The following is a 16641-nucleotide window of genomic DNA, read 5'->3' as shown; positions in this document are numbered from 1 at the left end:
TGGGACAGGTAGAATGGCGAGAGAAAAGGACTTCGAGATCCAGCCCGAATGGGTCGCGATTTCGCATACCGAGCGGACCGGCGCGCAGGAAACCTACGGCTATGTCGAGGAGAACCGGGTTTTCCTGGACGGTGTCAGGTTCCTGCCGAAGGGGCGGGATTCCAAGACTCTCGTCATTTACATGCACCCCACGGCAACCTTCAACAGGCTGCCCGTGCCGCGTGCCATGGCGGCGGCGGGTGTCCACGTGCTGTGTGCCGAGAGCCGCTATACGCGCAACGACACGAGCCTCATCATGGAGCGGGTCCTTGCCGATTACGGCGCGTTCGTCCGCCATGCCAAGGAGGTTTGGGGCTACGAGAAGCTGGTCCTGGCCGGGTGGTCGGGCGGCGGCTCGCTTACGGCCTTCTACCAGTCGCAGGCCGAGAACCCGACGATTACAGACACGCCCAGCGGGGAACCGGTCTTTCTCGAAAACCTGATCCCGGGTGACGCGCTTATCTTCCAGGCGGCGCACCTTTCGCGCGCGCAAGTCCTGCGCGATTTCATCGATCCTTCGATCATCGACGAGAACAATCCCGATGTCCGGCGCGTCGAGCTCGATCTCTACGATCCGCGCAACCCGAACCAGCCGCCTTATTCGCAAGACTACATCTCGTATTTCCGCAGCGAGCAGCTTGCCCGCATGCGGCGGCGTACCGCCTTTGCGCACGAAATCCTGGACCAGCTGAAGAAGCGTAAGGGGGCCGAGGCCGATCGCGCCATGCTGACCCACCGGACGCTGGCCGATCCGCGTTTCCTCGACGCTTCGATCGACCCCAACGACCGCAAGATCGGCATGTCATTCATGGGCGTGCCCGAGGTCGCCAACCTGCTGACGGTCGGCATCGCCCGCTATTCGTCCGCGCGCGCATGGCTTTCGCAGTGGTCCGTGGACGACAGCCGCGCCCAGGCCGATCTCGTCGCGCCGGGCATCACGGTCCCGGTCTACGCGATCGAGAACACCGCCGACGACGCGGTTCCCCAGCCGCACGTGACGACCTTCCTCGACGCCTGCGCAAGCAAGGACAAGACGCTCGAGGTGATGAAGGGCGCCAACCACTATTACGCGGGGCAGGAACAGCAGCTTGCCGACGTCACGGACAACATCATCGCATGGCTGCGAGAGCGGGACCTGCTGGACTGATCAGGAACATTCGCCGTGCTTTCCGACGCAAAGCTGCGGGAGGGCGAGGGCATTTCTAGGAATTGGGGTGAAGAGGATGTCGCAGATGCAAGACTATTCGTTCGATGACGTCATGAAAGGGCGCGGTTCAAAGGATGCACCTCTCGATACGTTGATCGTGGGTGCGGGTATGGCCGGGCTTTATGCGCTGTATCACATGCGCGAGCGCGGCTTGAGCGCGGTTGTCTGGGAAGCCGGTGACGGTGTCGGCGGGACCTGGCACTGGAACCGATATCCCGGCTGCCGCGTCGATATCGAAAGCGTCGAGTACTGCTATTCCTTCTCCGACGAGCTTCAGCAGGAGTGGGAGTGGACGGAGCGTTATGCTGCGCAGCCTGAACTGCTCCGCTATTTCAACCACGTTGCCGACCGGTTCGATCTGCGGCCTTCGATCGCGCTCAACACCCGTGTCGAAAGCGCGATCTTCGACGAGGCATCCGGCCTTTGGAAAGTGACGTCCGAGAATGGCGATGTCGCTTTCGCGCGGTTCTGTATCATGGCCACCGGTTTCCTTTCGGCACCGAACCAGCCGCAGTTCAAGGGCATGGAGGACTTCGAGGGCGAACAATACCACACGGCCTTCTGGCCGCGCGAAGGCGTCGATTTCTCCGGCAAGCGGGTGGCCATCATCGGCACCGGCTCCACCGCGGTACAGGCGATTCCGCTGCTCGCACAGCAGGCAAGTCACCTGACGGTGTTTCAGCGGACCCCGCCTTTCGCGGTGCCGCTTCGCAACTGTGAGATGCCGCGTGAATATCTTGAAAAGGTTCGCGCCGAATACCCGGAATGGCGCCGCCGTGAGCGTGAGGAATCCTTTGGCGGCTGGGTCGCAGTGAACTTCGAATATGCCGACCTGGTCACAAAGTCGGCACTCGAAGTGAGCGAGGAGGAACGTCTTGCGCTCTATGAGGATCGCTGGAAGTCCGGCGGCCTGGCAATGTACAACATCTATCCCGATACGGTCGCCGACCCGGAAGCGAACGCCACGATCACCAGCTTCCTGCAGGAAAAGATTCGCGCGCGCGTGGACGATCCCGAAATTGCCGAGCTGCTGACACCCAAGGGATATCCTGCGCTGACCAAGCGGCTGTGCTGCGACACCAATTATTACGAGACCTACAACCGCGACAACGTCACGCTGGTCGATATCAGCCAGGACGCGATCGACCATATCTCGAAGAAGGGAGTGGTTGTCGCCGGTAAGGAGTATGAAGTCGATGCGATCGTGTTCGCAACCGGCTTCGACGCGCTTTCGGGCGCACTCCTGCGCTTCGACATCCGCGGCCGCGACGGGGTGCAGCTCAAGGATCACTGGAGCGACGGGGCGCGTACGGCTCTCGGCCTGATGGCGTCGGGTTTCCCGAACATGTTCCTGCTGGATGGTCCGGGCAGCCCGTGCCCGCTATTCCAGCCGATCCTGCTGTCGGAAGATCAGGTTCGCTGGGTGGGCGACTGCATCTCCTATCTCGATGGCGAAGGGCGGTCGACGATCGAACCGACGAGCGGGTTTGAGGACGACTGGCTCGACTTGTGCAGCACGGCGCTCAACGCAACGCTCTTCCCGCAGGCGAACAGCTGGTACGTCGGCGCAAATATCGAAGGGAAGGGGCCGGTCGGGCTCGCCTATTTCGGCGGCATCAACAACTACTGGGACCATTGCCGGACTTCGGCCGACAACGGCTACGCCGGGTTCACGCTGGGCACAAAAACCGCATCGGCCATGGCGAAATAGCCATGGCTGATGCCGCCCTGCCATCCGGCATTCAAGATAGGGGGTAACATGCCGACATCGACAGAAGTCGTTGAGAACTTTCTGGATCTCTGCACGAAAGGCAAGGCGGGCATCCAGCAGGCTTTGCGCGAATATTTCACGCCGGAAACCGTGTGGGAAAACGTCGGCCTGGCCTGCACGACGGGCGTCGACGAGGCTCTGGCATTTCTGGCGGAGGCCGAGCAGTCGGCAGGGATCACGCATTTCGCCGTCGAGATGCTGAGCATCGTGGCCGGCGGCGACCGCGTTCTGACGGAGCGCGTCGATCATCTCGTCACGCCTGACGGAACGCCTGTCGTGACCATTCGCCTGATGGGGATTTTCGAAGTCGCTGACGGCAAGATTGCGGCGTGGCGCGATTATTTCGACCCGGCCCCGCTGAAAGGCTGACCGACTGCGCGAAAGTTGGCCTGAGCCACTTCTCGAAAGTGACCGCTTTCCTGAAGCCGCCCTTTCGGGTCGCCATCACGCGATATTCTCTCTAGTCTTTAGAGATTATGCGCAAACCTGATGCTCTTGATCGCAAACCCATCCTGGTATTCCAGGACAAGGTCTAGTCAATCAGGCGGTCATTGATGCCTCGTTCGCGTTCACTTGAAGATCCCCGGCCGTCTCACGCCAAGGGGCGGGAGCAGGAAGGCGGCGCTCCGGAAAGGCGCGCCGCTTCGCCTGGCGATCGATCGTCCCGCAAGCGTGAGCTTATAGCCGATTCAGTCATCACGGTCTTGTCCGAGGCGGGGATCAACGGGCTGACCCATCGCCGCGTTGCGCAGGCGGCGGGTATCTCGCTCTCCGCGACGACATATCACTACGCGACGAAGGCCGACATGCTGGCCGATGCCTCGCAAAGCCTGCTGTCCGACTATCTCGATGCCTTTCGCCGGACAGCGCGAGACCATCGCGAAGGTTCAGGCCGCGATGAATCGCCGCAGGCGTTCATGGCCCGCTTGCTCGCCAATGCGACCGGGCGGCACCGGCGGGAAAGCATCGCCTGGTGCGAGATCATTCTCGATGCGGCGAAATCGCCGGAAGGTCACGAACTGGCGCGCCACTGGTTCAAGGAACTGCACGAGGTCTGGAGCGCGTTGTGGAAGGCGTTCGGGGCAGACGGCGACGCCGTCGATGTGCAGATCGCGATCGACACCGTGATCGGCCTCATGTTCATCGTCCTTCCGTTGAATTTCGAACCTGCGCAAGTGGCGGACTTTCGTTCACGCGCATGGGTGGATGCCCTTGCAGACCTTGCGGCGCAGGCATCGCCGTCTGCGGCTCCGGATCGGGCGCTGGGCAGGAAGGCGCAGGCCACACGGGCGCGGATCGTGGCGGCGGCAATCAGGATTCTGGAGCAGGAGGGCGTTTCGGGCGTTTCCTATCGCGCGGTTGCGAAGGAAAGCGGCGTGGCTCTGACTGCGCCTGCCTATTATTTCGGATCGATAGAGGCGCTCATCCGGGTTGCCGAGTCCGAAATGTTCGAGGCATCGAAGGCGCGCTATCGCCAGATCCTGTCGGTGGCAAACTTGTCGGAACCCAGTGCCGAGACCTTGGCCGATCTCACCGCGGCCATTCTGGTCAGAGAGGCGACCGAGTTCAGTGCGGCATCGCTTGCACACTACTCGGTCTGGCTTGCTGCCACGCGAAGCGAATCCCTGCGCCCTGCCGTTGCATCGGCCGTGATCGATCAGATCAAGGCATGGGAACGGCGCATTTCTCATCTTCCCACCGCTCGAGAAGGCGATGGTACATATATTCAGGCGCTCTTCCATGGGCAGTGTATTCGCAATCTCGCATGTGGCGCACCTATCGTAGATTTGGCAAATATCCGGGGTTTCTTCCTCAGAATTCTATCGTGACGCTGTTACCGATAAATCAGTACATCTTTTCAAAAATGGATTGATCGGACGGTTTTTGGACGCTATCCGGGCTGCCATGAAGGAGGCTGCGTCTCGTGCGGGGCGTGACGGCCGGCGCACGGATTTACCTGTTATCTCGTTGATCGAGGTTTGCGCCGGCTCTGCTCCCGAACGGGGAAGGGGCGCGATTGGCGATGAATGTTTTCGAGCGGCTTGAAGGTGCGATACTGCACCTGCAATTTTCAAACCCCCCGGTGAACGCCTTGTCGGTGGGGGCCGGTCTGGTCGGCGCGCTTCACGATGCGATTGCCAAGGCAGTGGCAGACCCCGATGTCGCGGCAATCGTATTGTCGGGCGCCGAAGGGCGGTTCAGCGCCGGTGCCGACTTGCGTGATTTCGACAATCGGCCTGAGCGGCTGGACCGCTTGCGAGATCTGTTCACCGCGATCGAGGCGTCGCCCAAACCTGTGATCGCCGCGATCGAGGGATTGTGCATCGGCGGCGGTCTCGAACTCGCCATTGCCGCGCACTACCGCGTGGCGGCCGATCGTGCACGCTTCGCCTTTCCCGAAATTTCGCTTGGCCTGCTGCCGGGTGCCGGCGGTACGCAGCGGGCACCGCGCCTGTGCGGGGCGAGCCATGCCCTAGACCTGATCCTGTCGGGCAAGCAGATATCGGCCGCCCGTGCACTGGAAATCGGCATTATCGATCATGTTGCGGACGATCCGGTGGCCGAGGCAAGTCGGCTTTTCGCACGCGGCACGCTGAACGCTGTGCGACCGAGTGGCGAGATGGCTGTTCCGGCGGATGTCGCAGAGGCGGTAGAGGCTGCTCGGCAGGCGAAATCCTTGTCCCTTGCGGCGTTACGGGCGATCGCCTGTGTCGAGGTGATCGATACGGTTCCGTTCGAACAGGGTCTGTCGATTGAGGCCAAGCACTTCGCTGAGCTATTGGATTCCCGCCCTTCGAAGGCACTGCGCCATGGGTTCTTCGGCCGCCGTGAAGTCGCGCGCATTCCCGGTGCGGCCAAAGTGGAGGCACGGCGCATCGATAGCGTAACGGTCGTCGGCGGCGGTCTGATGGGCACCGGGATCGCGATCGCGCTGCTCGACGCAGGCTTGAACGTAACGCTGGTGGAACCGCGCGACGAAGGCCGCGCGAATGCCCGCAAGGCGATCATGAAGACCTTCGACCGCAATGTTGAAAAAGGCCGTCTTGGCGCCGAGGTCGCGGCGCAGCGCAAGGCTGCCTTGTCGACTTGCGGCACGCTTGAAGAAGCGGGCGAGGCCGACCTTTATATCGAGGCAGTGTTCGAGGACATGGCCGTGAAGCGCGAGGTATTCACCGCGCTGGACCGCATTGCGCCTCCGCATGCGATTCTTGCCAGCAATACCTCGACACTCGACGTGGACGCGATTGCCGCCTTTACCGGCAGACCCCAGAATGTGGTTGGGCTTCACTTTTTCAGCCCGGCAAACGTGATGCGCTTGCTGGAGATCGTGCGCGGTGCGCGCACGTCGCCGGAAACGCTGACAAGCGCGATGGCGTTCGCCCGGCAGGTCGGCAAAACCGGTGTCGTCGCAGGCGTTTGCGACGGGTTCATCGGCAACAGGATCTTCGAGGAATATTTGCGCCAGGCATGGTTCCTTCTCGAGGAAGGTGCCTTGCCTCAACAGGTCGACGGCGCCCTGGAGGCTTTCGGGATGGCCATGGGGCCGTGCCGCGTCATGGATCTTGCCGGGCAGGACATCGGCTGGAGCATCCGCAAGCGGCGCGCCGCCGAGCAACCGGATCGCCCGTACTCAAGGGTTCCCGACCTTGTCTGTGAAATGGGCCGCTTCGGTCAGAAGACGGGCGCGGGTTTTTACCTCTATCCCGATGGGCGCACACCGCAGATCGATCCGGAGATCGAACAGCTTATCCTTGCCGAATCCGAACGGATCGGAATTGAGCGGCGGGAAATAGACGACAAGGAAATCGTCGAGCGCTGCATCTACGCCATGGTCAACGAAGGCGCGCGCATCGTGGCCGAAGGCATCGCTTACCGCCCGGTCGATATCGATATCATCTATCTCGACGGCTATGGTTTTCCTGCCGAGCGTGGGGGGCCGATGTTCCATGCCGACCAGCAGGGACTGGCGACGGTCCTCGACACGATCGTCTCCTTTGCCGCGGGGCTGCACGGCTGGGCGTGGGAGCCTGCACCGATGCTCGTGGACCTTGTCGAGCGCGGCGAGACCTTTGCCTCGCTAAACTGCGCATGACCTGCTTTCCAATGGTGAACTGAACGATGGCGAGTACTCTTCCTTCCCGGCGCGATGTCGACTTCCTGCTGCACGACTGGCTGAAATCCGACCGGTTGCAGGATCGCGAGACCATCGACGCACTGCTCGATCTTGCGGAAAAACTGGCGAACGAGCAGTTCCTCACCCACTACAAGCAGGCCGACGCAGAGGAGCCGTTTCTCGACGCGTCAGGCGTGCACATTTGCCCGCCGATAGGCGAGGCGCTCCGCCAATATGCCGAGCTTGGCCTGTTTTCGGCCAGCTTTCCGGAAGAGGCGGGGGGGCTTGGCTTGCCGTACCTCGCCTATTCCGCCGCATTCCTGTTCTTTTCCGCCGCGAATATCGCGACGGCGGCTTACCCGATGCTCACCGCCGCGAACGCGCGGCTGATCCTTGAATTCGGCAATGCCAACCAGGTCGCAACCTTTGCCCGGCCGCAGATCGCCGGCGACTGGTTCGGTACGATGTGTCTGTCCGAACCTCAGGCAGGGTCCAGTCTTGCAGACGTGCGAACGCGCGCGGTGGCCGATGGCGAAGACGAACTGGGCGCGCGTTACCGGCTTGCGGGCAACAAGATGTGGATCTCGGGCGGCGATCAGGACGTGTCCGAAAACATTGTGCATCTCGTTCTGGCAAAAATACCCGATCCCGACGGTACGATGCCCTTGGGCACGGCCGGCATATCGCTCTTCATCGTCCCCAAGATTCTTCCCGACGGCACCCGCAACGATGTTTCCGTGGCCGGACTGAACCACAAGATGGGTTATCGCGGGACGGCCAACTGTCTTTTGAACTTCGGCGAAAACGAAGGGGCGACCGGCTGGATCGTGGGCGAGCCGGGCCAGGGGCTGCGCCAGATGTTCCTGATGATGAACGAGGCACGCATTTCTGTCGGCCTTGGGGCAGCGGCGCTGGGCTATCGCAGTTATCGGCTATCGGTCGACTACGCGCGCGAACGGCTGCAGGGCCGCCCGATCGGAGAGCGTGCCGGACCGCCGGTGCCGATCATCGAGCACCCCGACGTGCGGCGCATGCTTTTGCAACAGAAATCCTATGTCGAGGGCGCGCTGGCGCTTTGCCTGTACTGCGCGCAATTGGTTGACGATGAGGCCGACCCGGATGCGGCGGCGCTGCTCGGCCTGCTGACGCCGGTCGCCAAGACATGGCCGTCCGAATATGGCCTTGCCGCCAACGATATCGCGATCCAGATTCACGGTGGCTACGGCTATACGCGCGACTTCGACGTAGAGCAGTTGTGGCGGGACAACCGCTTGAACCCGATCCACGAGGGGACGACGGGCGTGCAGGGCGTCGACCTGCTGGGTCGCAAGATCCTGCGCGACGGAAGCGCGCTTCCCATCCTTGAGAGAGCGATACGGAACACCGCGGATGCCGCTTCCTCGGTCGAAGGGTTGGCGGATCACGCACGTGCGCTTCTTGCCGCGTGGCAGGCCATTGGCGATGTGCTGACAGTCTTGCGTGAAAGCGACGATCGTGCGGCATTCGACAATGCCACGCTGTTCCTGTGGGCGTTCGGCCATGTCGTGGTCGCCTGGCTATGGCTGGACCAGGCAGTCGCCGCAGCCGGCTGCGGCGCGCAGAGTGGTCATGACGCGAATTTCGTCGAAGGCAAGCTGCGGGCATGCCGCTTTTTCTTCGAGACCGAACTGCCGAAGACGGATGCCTGGTTGGCGGTCGTCCGTTCCGGCACCGATGTCGCATCCGGCGCATCTGAAGATATTTTCTGACAATCGCGGCGAACCGGGTTCGCCAGGAGGGACCAGTATGAAGATCGATCTCACAGGCCAGGTCGCCATCGTGACGGGTGCGGGTGCCGGGCTTGGCGCGTCGCACGCACTTGCCCTTGCCCAACGCGGCGCACGGGTCGTTGTGAACGACCTGAATGCCGACAATGCGCAGCAGGTCTGCGCGCAGATCGAGCGTATGGGCGCACAGGCCATGCCCCACGCCGCAGACGTCTCGAGCTTCGAGCAGGTAGAGGACATGGTCGCGCAAGCCAACGCGCGCTGGGGCAAGGTCGATATCGTCGTCAACAATGCCGGGGTGTTGCGCGATCGTACCTTCGCGAAGATGGACCTGGCCGATTTCCGGCTCGTGCTCGAAGTGCACCTCATGGGTTCCGTCCACTGCTCAAAGGCCGTTTGGGACGGCATGCGCGAACGCGGATATGGCCGGATCGTATTCACGACCTCATCGTCCGGCTTGTACGGCAATTTCGGGCAGGCCAATTACAGCGCCGCCAAGATGGGCCTTGTCGGGTTGATGCAGACCCTGGCCCTCGAAGGGGAACGGTATGACATCCGCGTCAATGCCCTTGCCCCCAGCGCCGCCACGGCGATGACCAACGGCCTCTATCCGGCCGAAGCCCTCGCGGGTCTCGGCCCCGAATTGGTGAGCCCCGGCATCGTCGCGCTCGTCGGGCCGAATGCGCCAACGCGGCGCATCCTGCTGGCCGGCGCAGGTTGTTTCGAACAAGCCAACATAACGATGACGCGGGGGGTCTGCCTGGGCGATGGTGCCGATGTCGCGGACGAACTGGCCGAACGGCTCGATGACGTTGCGGACAGGGATGGGGACATGATCCCGGCCAGTGGCGGGGTGCAATACGAATACGAGGTCGAACGCGCGCTTGCGGCGCGGTCACCCACCACTGCCACGCAATGATGCCGGAATAGCGCCAGGGACCGCGCGCGATCGGGCATGAATAAACGGACAATGTCGAATGACGGGGGAAACGATGCTGGAAGGAAGAATGCAGCCATGGTCGATGACGGTCGACCGCTTCATCCGCCACGCCGCCCGCTGGCACGGCACGCGCGAGGTCGTGTCCTTCCTTGATGACGGACGCAGCGAACGCACCGATTACGCATCGATAGAGACGAAGGCGCGCAAGCTTTCGGCTGCCCTTCTGGCCTATGGCATCGGGCCGGGTGACCGGGTTGCGACACTGGCGATGAACAGCGCGGACCATCTGGTCGCGTGGTATGCCATCGCGGGGATCGGTGCGGTTTGTCACACGCTCAATCCGCGGCTCGGCGAACATCACCTGGTGTGGATCGCCAACCACGCAAAAGACCGGATCCTGATCTCGGACGGCGCATTTTCCGAAACTGCGGAGATACTGGCGCAGCAATGCACGTCTATCGAAAAGCTGCTGTTCTTCACGCCGCCTCATTCGGACAGCTCGGGCCAGCTGCTGGACGATTTCTCCGCCTCTGCCAGCGAGAGCTGTGACTGGGGCGGATTCGACGAAAATACCGCAGCGGGACTGTGCTATACCTCGGGTACGACGGGCGACCCGAAGGGGGTGCTCTATTCGCACCGTTCGAACGTCCTTCACACCCTGATGTCGATCCAGCCCGACGCGCTCAACCTGTCGGCGCGCGACACGATCCTGCCGGTCGTACCGATGTACCACGCCAATGCCTGGGGCCTGACGTTCTCGGCACCGGCTGTCGGCGCGAAGTTGGTGCTGCCGGGCGGCAAGCTGGATGGCGAGACGTTGTTCACCCGGATGCGCGAGGAGGAAGTGACCGTTTCAGCCGGTGTGCCGACGGCGTGGATCGGACTGCTCGACCATATGGAGGCCAAAGGCGAACGCCTGCCGCACCTGTCGCGCGTTATCGTTGGCGGCGCGGCAATGACGGAGACGCTTCTGCGCCGCTTCGAGGCGAAAGGGATAGAAGCGATCGCGAGCTGGGGTATGACCGAGCTGTCGCCGGTTGGCGGCATCGCCACGCCTGTTGCGGCGGTGGCGCAAATGCCTTCCGAACGGCAATTGCCCTATCGCCTGAAGCAAGGCCGCGTATTTTTCGGCATAGACATGCGCATTTGCCGCGAGGATGGCGAAGAATTATCGCATGACGGGACGACGCCGGGCGCCTTGCAGATGCGCGGCCCCTGTGTTGCCGAGGGGTATTTCGGTCTCGATGGCTTGGCGACGACCGCGGATGGCTATCTCGATACCGGTGACATCGCGACGATCGATCCGCTTGGCTATGTTCAGATCGTCGACCGGGCGAAGGACATCGTCAAATCGGGCGGAGAGTGGATCAGTTCGCTCGAAATCGAGAATGCGGCCTCGCTGTTTCCCGGCGTGAGCATGGCGGCCGTGCTTGGCGTTCCCGATCCCAAGTGGGACGAACGGCCACTGCTTCTCGTTACCGCCGGTGATGACGGCATCGATATCGACAAGCTGCGCGATCATCTTGCCGGGAAGCTGCCGAAGTGGTGGCTGCCGGACGAGATCCGCCTTGTCGACAGCCTGCCTCTGGGTGCGACCGGCAAGATCGACAAGAAAGTCCTGCGCGCCGAGCTTCTTGGCTGACCGTTGTCGCGCGGCCCCGCGGGGGCTCAAACGATCTCCACCTCTACCGCCGGCAACCCGTCCAGTTCGAACCGGCATAGGGTTTCGCGCTCCGGAAACCGCAGTGCGGTGATCGAACCGGTCAGGACGGTTTGTCCCTTGCGCAGCATTTCACCGCGCGAAAGCTGGAAGTTCGCCAGCCAGCGCACGACATTGAGCGGATTGCCGAGCACGTCGGAAGTCGAGCCGGTCTCGATTTCCGTGCCGTTTTCGTAATAGCGGCCAGCCCGCCCGTCTATCGCGCCAAGGCGGGAAGGGGATACTCCATCGCCCAGCACCGCGCCGACGTTCCAGATATTCTCCGCGACAAGGCTGGGCGCTGTCACGACCGAGCGGTCGGTGTGGCGATCGTCCACGACTTCGAACGCGGCATGCGCGTTCGCGATGTGGTCAAGAACCGCGTCGTCGCTGTCACCAAGCGGTTCGGCGATATCGCGTGACAGGACGAAGGCCAGTTCGCTCTCCAGCCCGAGGTGCAAATGATCGGCCTGCCGCAATTGCGCTCCGCTGCTCAGCATGTTGGCGCCCATGACCCTGCCCGCGATAGGGGAATCGATTCCGAAGGCCTGTTGCATGGTCTTGCTGGTCATGCCCGCCTTGTATCCGGCCAGTGGTCCTTGCCCACCATCGGCAAGCGCCCGCACGATCGCATCCTGCACGGCATAGCCCATGTCGATGTCGGTCAGATGCTCTCGCCATCCGGGCGGTGAAGGCTTTCCAGCAAGGTAGAGTCGCGCCAGTTCCTCGCCCAGCTCGCTCGCCGCGAAAGCCGCGTTGTTTTCGTCGTTCGTCATGTCAGGATCCTCAAAGCGCGCCGGGGTATTCGCCGCCATCAAGCAGGATGTTCTGGCCCGTCATGTACCCGGCATGCTCGCTGGCGATGAACAGGCAGAACGCGCCGAACTCCTCGGGTCGGCCCAGCCGTTTCACCGGTATGCCGGACGCCACATCTTCGGCATAAGCGTCGCGGGAACGGCCCGCTTCGTCGGCCAGATCGGCCATGTAACGGTTGAGCCGCTCGGTCGAGAAGCGGCCTGGCAGGAGGTTGTTGATCGTGACGCCATCGGGCGCGACTTCGCGTGCCAGCCCGGCGACGAAGCCCGTCAATCCGGAACGTGCGCCGTTGGACAGGCCGAGCCGCGGCAGCGGCATCTTCACCGCCATGGAGGTGATGTTGATGATCCGTCCCCATTTCCGTTCCCGCATGCCGGGAAGGGCGGATTTGATCAGCTGGATGGGGGCGACCATGTTCGCGCCAAGAGCGTCGAACCAGTCGCTATCGTCCCAGTCGCCGATATCTCCCGGGGGCGGACCGCCGGCGTTGGTGACAAGGATGTCGGGTGCAGGGCAGGCATCCAGCAAGGCCCGCCGCCCTTCTGCCGTGGCGACATCGGCGGCGACCGCCGTAACCTTGCGGCCATCGCCCATCAACGCGGCTGCGGCATCGTCGAGCCGATCCTTGGAGCGGCCATTGACGATGACCTCCACCCCCGCCTGAAGCAGGGCCTCGGCACAGGCAAAGCCCAGCCCCTGGCTTGATCCGCAGACGATCGCGCGTTTGCCGGCAAGCCCGAAATCGAACATCGAAGCCATTAGTCCGACATCCTCGGCCAACGGCGAAACGAGCGTGTCGGCCCGCATTGGCGATCGGCAAGGCATTGGGCGAGCGGCGAGTGAAGCCGCATCCAAGAGTTCATGTTCTGTCCCCTCCCAAGAAAAGTTATCGATGTCGCGGGTGTTTCCCGGCGTCCGGCTTATCCGGATCGGCATAGAGATGTAACGCACTATTGTCCAACAAGCCAACACGAAGTACCATGCCGCTGTCTGGAGAGATATGCCGGAGAGCATGACCTCCAGATCGGGCAATATGGGTCCGATCCGCAAACGGGATCGGCAAGGCGGATTTGAAGCGGCTCGTCCCATTCGTGGGGCACTGCGCCGCCGTCCAAAATCGGAATGATGCCCGGGGAAAGGATGGAGTTGTGCGATGACAGTGCATCGGTCTGGGGAGACTTTCGATTCCGAGGCTATTCCGCGTCCGATAGTGGCCGTCGGCATGGATCTCGGCGACGGTATCGCCCAACCTTCCCATAGCCACTCCAAGGCCGAACTGGTTTTCACGACCCGTGGGCTCCTGACCTGCGAGGTGGCCAAAGGTCTTTGGATGGTGCCGCCCGAATGCGCGCTCTGGATTCCCGGTGGCATGGAACACAGCGGCAGATCGGCGGGCGAACTGGAGGCGTATGTCCTCTTCGTGGATCCGGACCTAGCCGAAGACCTGCCGACCGAATGCTGTACGGTTTCGGTCGATCCGCTACTGCGAGAGCTCTTGACCGCCGCGGCACAGTTGCCGCCGTTGTACGACCGCGAAGGGGCTGACGGACGCCTGGTGCAAACCATGCTGGACCGATTGCGGATCGCGCCGGTCGAACATCTTCACCTGCCTCTCCCGGACGATGCCCGGCTGAGAACGATTGCCCAGGCCCTGGCGAACGATCCGTCGGATCGCGCGACGATTGGGGAATGGGCCAGGCGAGTTGCTATGAGCGAGCGGACGCTCGCAAGGTTCATCCTGCGGGAAACGGGTATGAGTTTCGGCAGTTGGCGCCAGCAATTCCAGATCAGGTTCGCCCTGGAGCGACTGGCAGGCAGCGCATCGGTGCAGTCTGTCGCTTTCGACCTGGGTTATGAAAGCGTCAGCGCATTTATCACGATGTTCAAGAAGGCGCTGGGCCAGCCACCGGGGAAATATGCGTCCTGTTCAGGCAGATCCAGTTTTCCCCGGACGAGCCGCAACCTTCAGTGAGGGCCAGATCGCTTTCAGGCGAGCCTGTTCGTTCTCGATCTTGATCCTCGCCAAGCTCGCACCCGCCTCGGTCGCGTGCTCAGACTGGGAGGCCCACGTAGTTTTCGGCGATCGACGTCTGCGCCGCGCGGCTTGAGGCGATGTAGTCCAGCTCCGCCACCTGCATCGCGCGTTCGAAGGGGCCGTCTTCGGGGAAGCGGTGCATCAGGCGGGTCAGCGACCAGCTGAAGCGTTCCGACTTCCACACACGGGCCAGCGCCTTGTCCGAATAGGCCCCGATGGCGGCAACATCGTTCCTGCCGAAGAACGCGCCCAACGCTTCTGTCGCGTAATAAACGTCGCTCGCCGCCAGGTTCAAACCCTTTGCACCGGTGGGCGGCACGATATGGGCGGAATCGCCGCAGAGCAGCAGCGAGCCGTGGCGCATCGGTGCGAAGACATAGGATCGCAGCGGGGCGATGCTTTTCTCGATGCTGGGACCACGCGTGATGTTGGCGGCTGCATCGGGGCCAAGTCGGATCGCCAGTTCGTCCCAGACGCGTTCGTCGGACCAATCCTCTATTTTCTCGGTCAGCGGAACGTCGATGTAATACCGGCTGCGGGTTTCCGACCGCATCGAGGCTAAGGCAAACCCGCGTTCGTGGTTCGCATAGATCAGTTCGTGATTGCAGGGCGGAACGTCGGTCAACATGCCGAGCCAGCCGAAGGGATAGACGCGCTCGAATTCCTTGCCGACGCCTGCCGGAACGGACTTGCGCGACGGGCCGTGGAAACCGTCGCAACCGGCGATGAATCGGCAATCGACACGCTGCTCGGCGCCGTCCTTCGTATATGTGACGTAGGGCGTATCGCCGTCGATGTCGTGCAGGGCGACGTTCTCGGCCTCGTACACGACTTGCAGGCCGCGCTCATCGCAGGCGTCCATCAGGTCGCGGGTAATCTCGGTCTGGCCGTAGACCATGACCTGCTTGCCCGTCAGCGCGGCAATGTCGATGTGGATCAGACGCTCACCATCGGCCAGGTTGAAACCGTCATGCGGCAGACCCTCTGCCTTCATGCGGGCATCGAGGCCAAGCCGTTCCATCAGGCCGACGGTAACCTGTTCCAGAACGCCTGCGCGGATCCGGCCCAGGACATAGTCACCCGTGCGCTGTTCAAGCACGATGCAGTCGATGCCTTCTGCACGCAGCAGATGGCCCAGCAGCAGGCCCGCGGGCCCCGCGCCGATGATGCAGACCTGTGTTTTCATGACTTTCCTGATTCCGTCTTCCCAAACTTGTTCGTTTATCGCCCGTCGGGGTGCGGAATCGAAGGGACAGAAGCGATAATCTCTGGCACTATCCGGACATGAGCCGGTCAGCTTCCGAAATTCCACGCTACGCCCTGCTCGGAGAAGATCCGGCGGGAAGCCGCGAGGAACTCGTCCATTGTGAGACGATCGCCGCGCGAAGCGTGCGCTATGACTGGGAAATTCCGGCCCATCGGCATCCCGCACTCTGTCAACTTCTGCTGGTATTTGGCGGACAGGTCGAAATTTCGCTGGGATCACATGTCGCCAAACCGCGCTGCCCCTTCATGCTGATCGCGCCGAGCGGGACGGTGCATGCCTTTCGGTTCGAACCCGGCACGGCCGGACTAGTGCTCACTCTGTCGAACTGGCTGGTTCAAGCCTTCGGCCAGGACCGCGCCTTGCGCAACCTGCTGGCAGAGCCGCGCATCGCATCGGTGAGCGGTTCGAATGCAGACAGATTGCGCGTGATCGGGGAGCAGATCCTGTTGGCCAGCGGCCATGAACCGGCGCGCGAACTGCTACGCCGGTCGCTTGCCGAAGCCTTGCTGCGGATCGCGGCGGAAGAATGCGGCGATATGGCGCAACATCACGGCGATCGGCTGATCACGCGCTTCCAGTCGCTGGTCGAAGCCCATTGCTGTCACGAGCGGCGGCTGTCTTTCTATGCCGAAAAGCTGGGTTGCACGGAGCGCACCCTGACCCGCCGCGTCCGCAAGGCGCTGGACGTGAGCCCGATGGAATTTCTCCACCAGCGCCTCGCGGTCGAGGCGACGCGCCTGCTGCGCTTTACCAACGCGAGCTGCGCCGACGTGGCGGGGGAGCTTGCCTTCGACGACCCGTCTTATTTCTCCCGCTGGTATCGCCGCATGACGGGGCAGCGACCCAGCGAGATTTCGGGCAAGGAACTGGGCTGAAGCCCCCCCCCTGCGCGTCGTTCAGCCTGCCTGTATGAGGGCGTCGAGTGCGACGCAGCCTTGTCCTTCGGGGAAGACGACGACCGGGTTGAGGTCGATCTCGGCGATTTCG

13 protein-coding genes are annotated in these 16641 nt (G+C 62.6%); 10 read left to right on the top strand and 3 right to left on the bottom strand.

Annotated elements, in window-relative coordinates:
• Positions 1–13: 13 nt before the first annotated feature.
• From FAX90_RS10850 to FAX90_RS10815, 8 genes are all read left to right on the top strand, one after another.
• A complete protein-coding gene (locus FAX90_RS10850; RefSeq protein WP_144097441.1) occupies positions 14–1186 on the top strand; it encodes an alpha/beta hydrolase family protein in 1173 nt (390 codons plus the stop codon).
• Between the two features lie 85 nt (positions 1187–1271).
• On the top strand, positions 1272–2957 hold the full coding sequence (locus FAX90_RS10845; protein ID WP_170234947.1) for a flavin-containing monooxygenase: 1686 nt from the start codon (positions 1272–1274) through the stop codon (positions 2955–2957).
• Between the two features lie 48 nt (positions 2958–3005).
• Positions 3006–3386, top strand: a complete 381-nt coding sequence (locus tag FAX90_RS10840; protein ID WP_170234946.1) for a limonene-1,2-epoxide hydrolase family protein — start codon at positions 3006–3008, stop codon at positions 3384–3386.
• A gap of 185 nt (positions 3387–3571) precedes the next feature.
• A complete protein-coding gene (locus FAX90_RS10835) occupies positions 3572–4846 on the top strand; it encodes a TetR/AcrR family transcriptional regulator (protein ID WP_144097438.1) in 1275 nt (424 codons plus the stop codon).
• Between the two features lie 194 nt (positions 4847–5040).
• Entirely contained in the window at positions 5041–7110 is a 2070-nt protein-coding gene (locus FAX90_RS10830; RefSeq protein WP_144097437.1) for a 3-hydroxyacyl-CoA dehydrogenase NAD-binding domain-containing protein, read from the top strand.
• Between the two features lie 26 nt (positions 7111–7136).
• On the top strand, positions 7137–8879 hold the full coding sequence (locus tag FAX90_RS10825; RefSeq protein ID WP_144097436.1) for an acyl-CoA dehydrogenase family protein: 1743 nt from the start codon (positions 7137–7139) through the stop codon (positions 8877–8879).
• A gap of 37 nt (positions 8880–8916) precedes the next feature.
• The gene (locus FAX90_RS10820; protein WP_144097435.1) at positions 8917–9816 is read left to right on the top strand and encodes an SDR family NAD(P)-dependent oxidoreductase; all 900 of its coding nucleotides are present in this window, start codon (positions 8917–8919) and stop codon (positions 9814–9816) included.
• 73 nt (positions 9817–9889) lie between these two features.
• Positions 9890–11479 carry a long-chain fatty acid--CoA ligase gene (locus tag FAX90_RS10815; protein ID WP_240704866.1) on the top strand — a complete coding sequence of 530 codons (1590 nt, stop codon included), beginning with the start codon at positions 9890–9892 and terminating at the stop codon, positions 11477–11479.
• Between the two features lie 26 nt (positions 11480–11505).
• On the opposite strand, the gene FAX90_RS10810 is transcribed toward FAX90_RS10815, so the two are convergent.
• On the bottom strand, positions 11506–12312 hold the full coding sequence (locus FAX90_RS10810) for a 2-keto-4-pentenoate hydratase (protein ID WP_170234945.1): 807 nt from the start codon (positions 12310–12312) through the stop codon (positions 11506–11508).
• A gap of 10 nt (positions 12313–12322) precedes the next feature.
• Positions 12323–13159, bottom strand: coding sequence for an SDR family oxidoreductase (locus tag FAX90_RS10805; RefSeq protein WP_240704865.1), 837 nt, complete (start codon positions 13157–13159; stop codon positions 12323–12325).
• A gap of 415 nt (positions 13160–13574) precedes the next feature.
• On the opposite strand from FAX90_RS10805, the gene FAX90_RS10800 reads away from it, so the two are divergent.
• Positions 13575–14324, top strand: a complete 750-nt coding sequence (locus FAX90_RS10800) for an AraC family transcriptional regulator (RefSeq protein ID WP_240704864.1) — start codon at positions 13575–13577, stop codon at positions 14322–14324.
• 79 nt (positions 14325–14403) lie between these two features.
• Here the strand turns inward: FAX90_RS10800 and pobA are convergent, their stop codons facing one another.
• Positions 14404–15573 carry a 4-hydroxybenzoate 3-monooxygenase gene (gene pobA / locus FAX90_RS10795; protein ID WP_144097432.1) on the bottom strand — a complete coding sequence of 390 codons (1170 nt, stop codon included), beginning with the start codon at positions 15571–15573 and terminating at the stop codon, positions 14404–14406.
• A gap of 98 nt (positions 15574–15671) precedes the next feature.
• On the opposite strand from pobA, the gene FAX90_RS10790 reads away from it, so the two are divergent.
• Entirely contained in the window at positions 15672–16529 is an 858-nt protein-coding gene (locus FAX90_RS10790) for a helix-turn-helix domain-containing protein (RefSeq protein ID WP_144097431.1), read from the top strand.
• Positions 16530–16641 lie beyond the last annotated feature (112 nt).

Origin of the sequence: Croceicoccus sediminis (assembly GCF_007570835.1) — a bacterium.
Lineage (GTDB): Bacteria > Pseudomonadota > Alphaproteobacteria > Sphingomonadales > Sphingomonadaceae > Croceicoccus > Croceicoccus sediminis.
The sequence above is the reverse complement of the archived record's forward strand: the minus strand, read 5'-3'. Positions and strand labels throughout refer to the sequence as shown.

Excerpts from the sequence above, each read along its gene's own strand:
- FAX90_RS10850 (WP_144097441.1), top strand. The coding sequence starts at position 14 with ATGGCGAGAGAAAAGGACTTCGAGATCCAGCCCGAATGGGTCGCGATT.
- FAX90_RS10845 (WP_170234947.1), top strand. The coding sequence starts at position 1,272 with ATGCAAGACTATTCGTTCGATGACGTCATGAAAGGGCGCGGTTCAAAG.
- FAX90_RS10840 (WP_170234946.1), top strand. The coding sequence starts at position 3,006 with ATGCCGACATCGACAGAAGTCGTTGAGAACTTTCTGGATCTCTGCACG.
- FAX90_RS10835 (WP_144097438.1), top strand. The coding sequence starts at position 3,572 with ATGCCTCGTTCGCGTTCACTTGAAGATCCCCGGCCGTCTCACGCCAAG.
- FAX90_RS10830 (WP_144097437.1), top strand. The coding sequence starts at position 5,041 with ATGAATGTTTTCGAGCGGCTTGAAGGTGCGATACTGCACCTGCAATTT.
- FAX90_RS10825 (WP_144097436.1), top strand. The coding sequence starts at position 7,137 with ATGGCGAGTACTCTTCCTTCCCGGCGCGATGTCGACTTCCTGCTGCAC.
- FAX90_RS10820 (WP_144097435.1), top strand. The coding sequence starts at position 8,917 with ATGAAGATCGATCTCACAGGCCAGGTCGCCATCGTGACGGGTGCGGGT.
- FAX90_RS10815 (WP_240704866.1), top strand. The coding sequence starts at position 9,890 with ATGCTGGAAGGAAGAATGCAGCCATGGTCGATGACGGTCGACCGCTTC.
- FAX90_RS10810 (WP_170234945.1), bottom strand. The coding sequence starts at position 12,312 with ATGACGAACGACGAAAACAACGCGGCTTTCGCGGCGAGCGAGCTGGGC.
- FAX90_RS10805 (WP_240704865.1), bottom strand. The coding sequence starts at position 13,159 with ATGCGGGCCGACACGCTCGTTTCGCCGTTGGCCGAGGATGTCGGACTA.
- FAX90_RS10800 (WP_240704864.1), top strand. The coding sequence starts at position 13,575 with ATGGATCTCGGCGACGGTATCGCCCAACCTTCCCATAGCCACTCCAAG.
- pobA (WP_144097432.1), bottom strand. The coding sequence starts at position 15,573 with ATGAAAACACAGGTCTGCATCATCGGCGCGGGGCCCGCGGGCCTGCTG.
- FAX90_RS10790 (WP_144097431.1), top strand. The coding sequence starts at position 15,672 with ATGAGCCGGTCAGCTTCCGAAATTCCACGCTACGCCCTGCTCGGAGAA.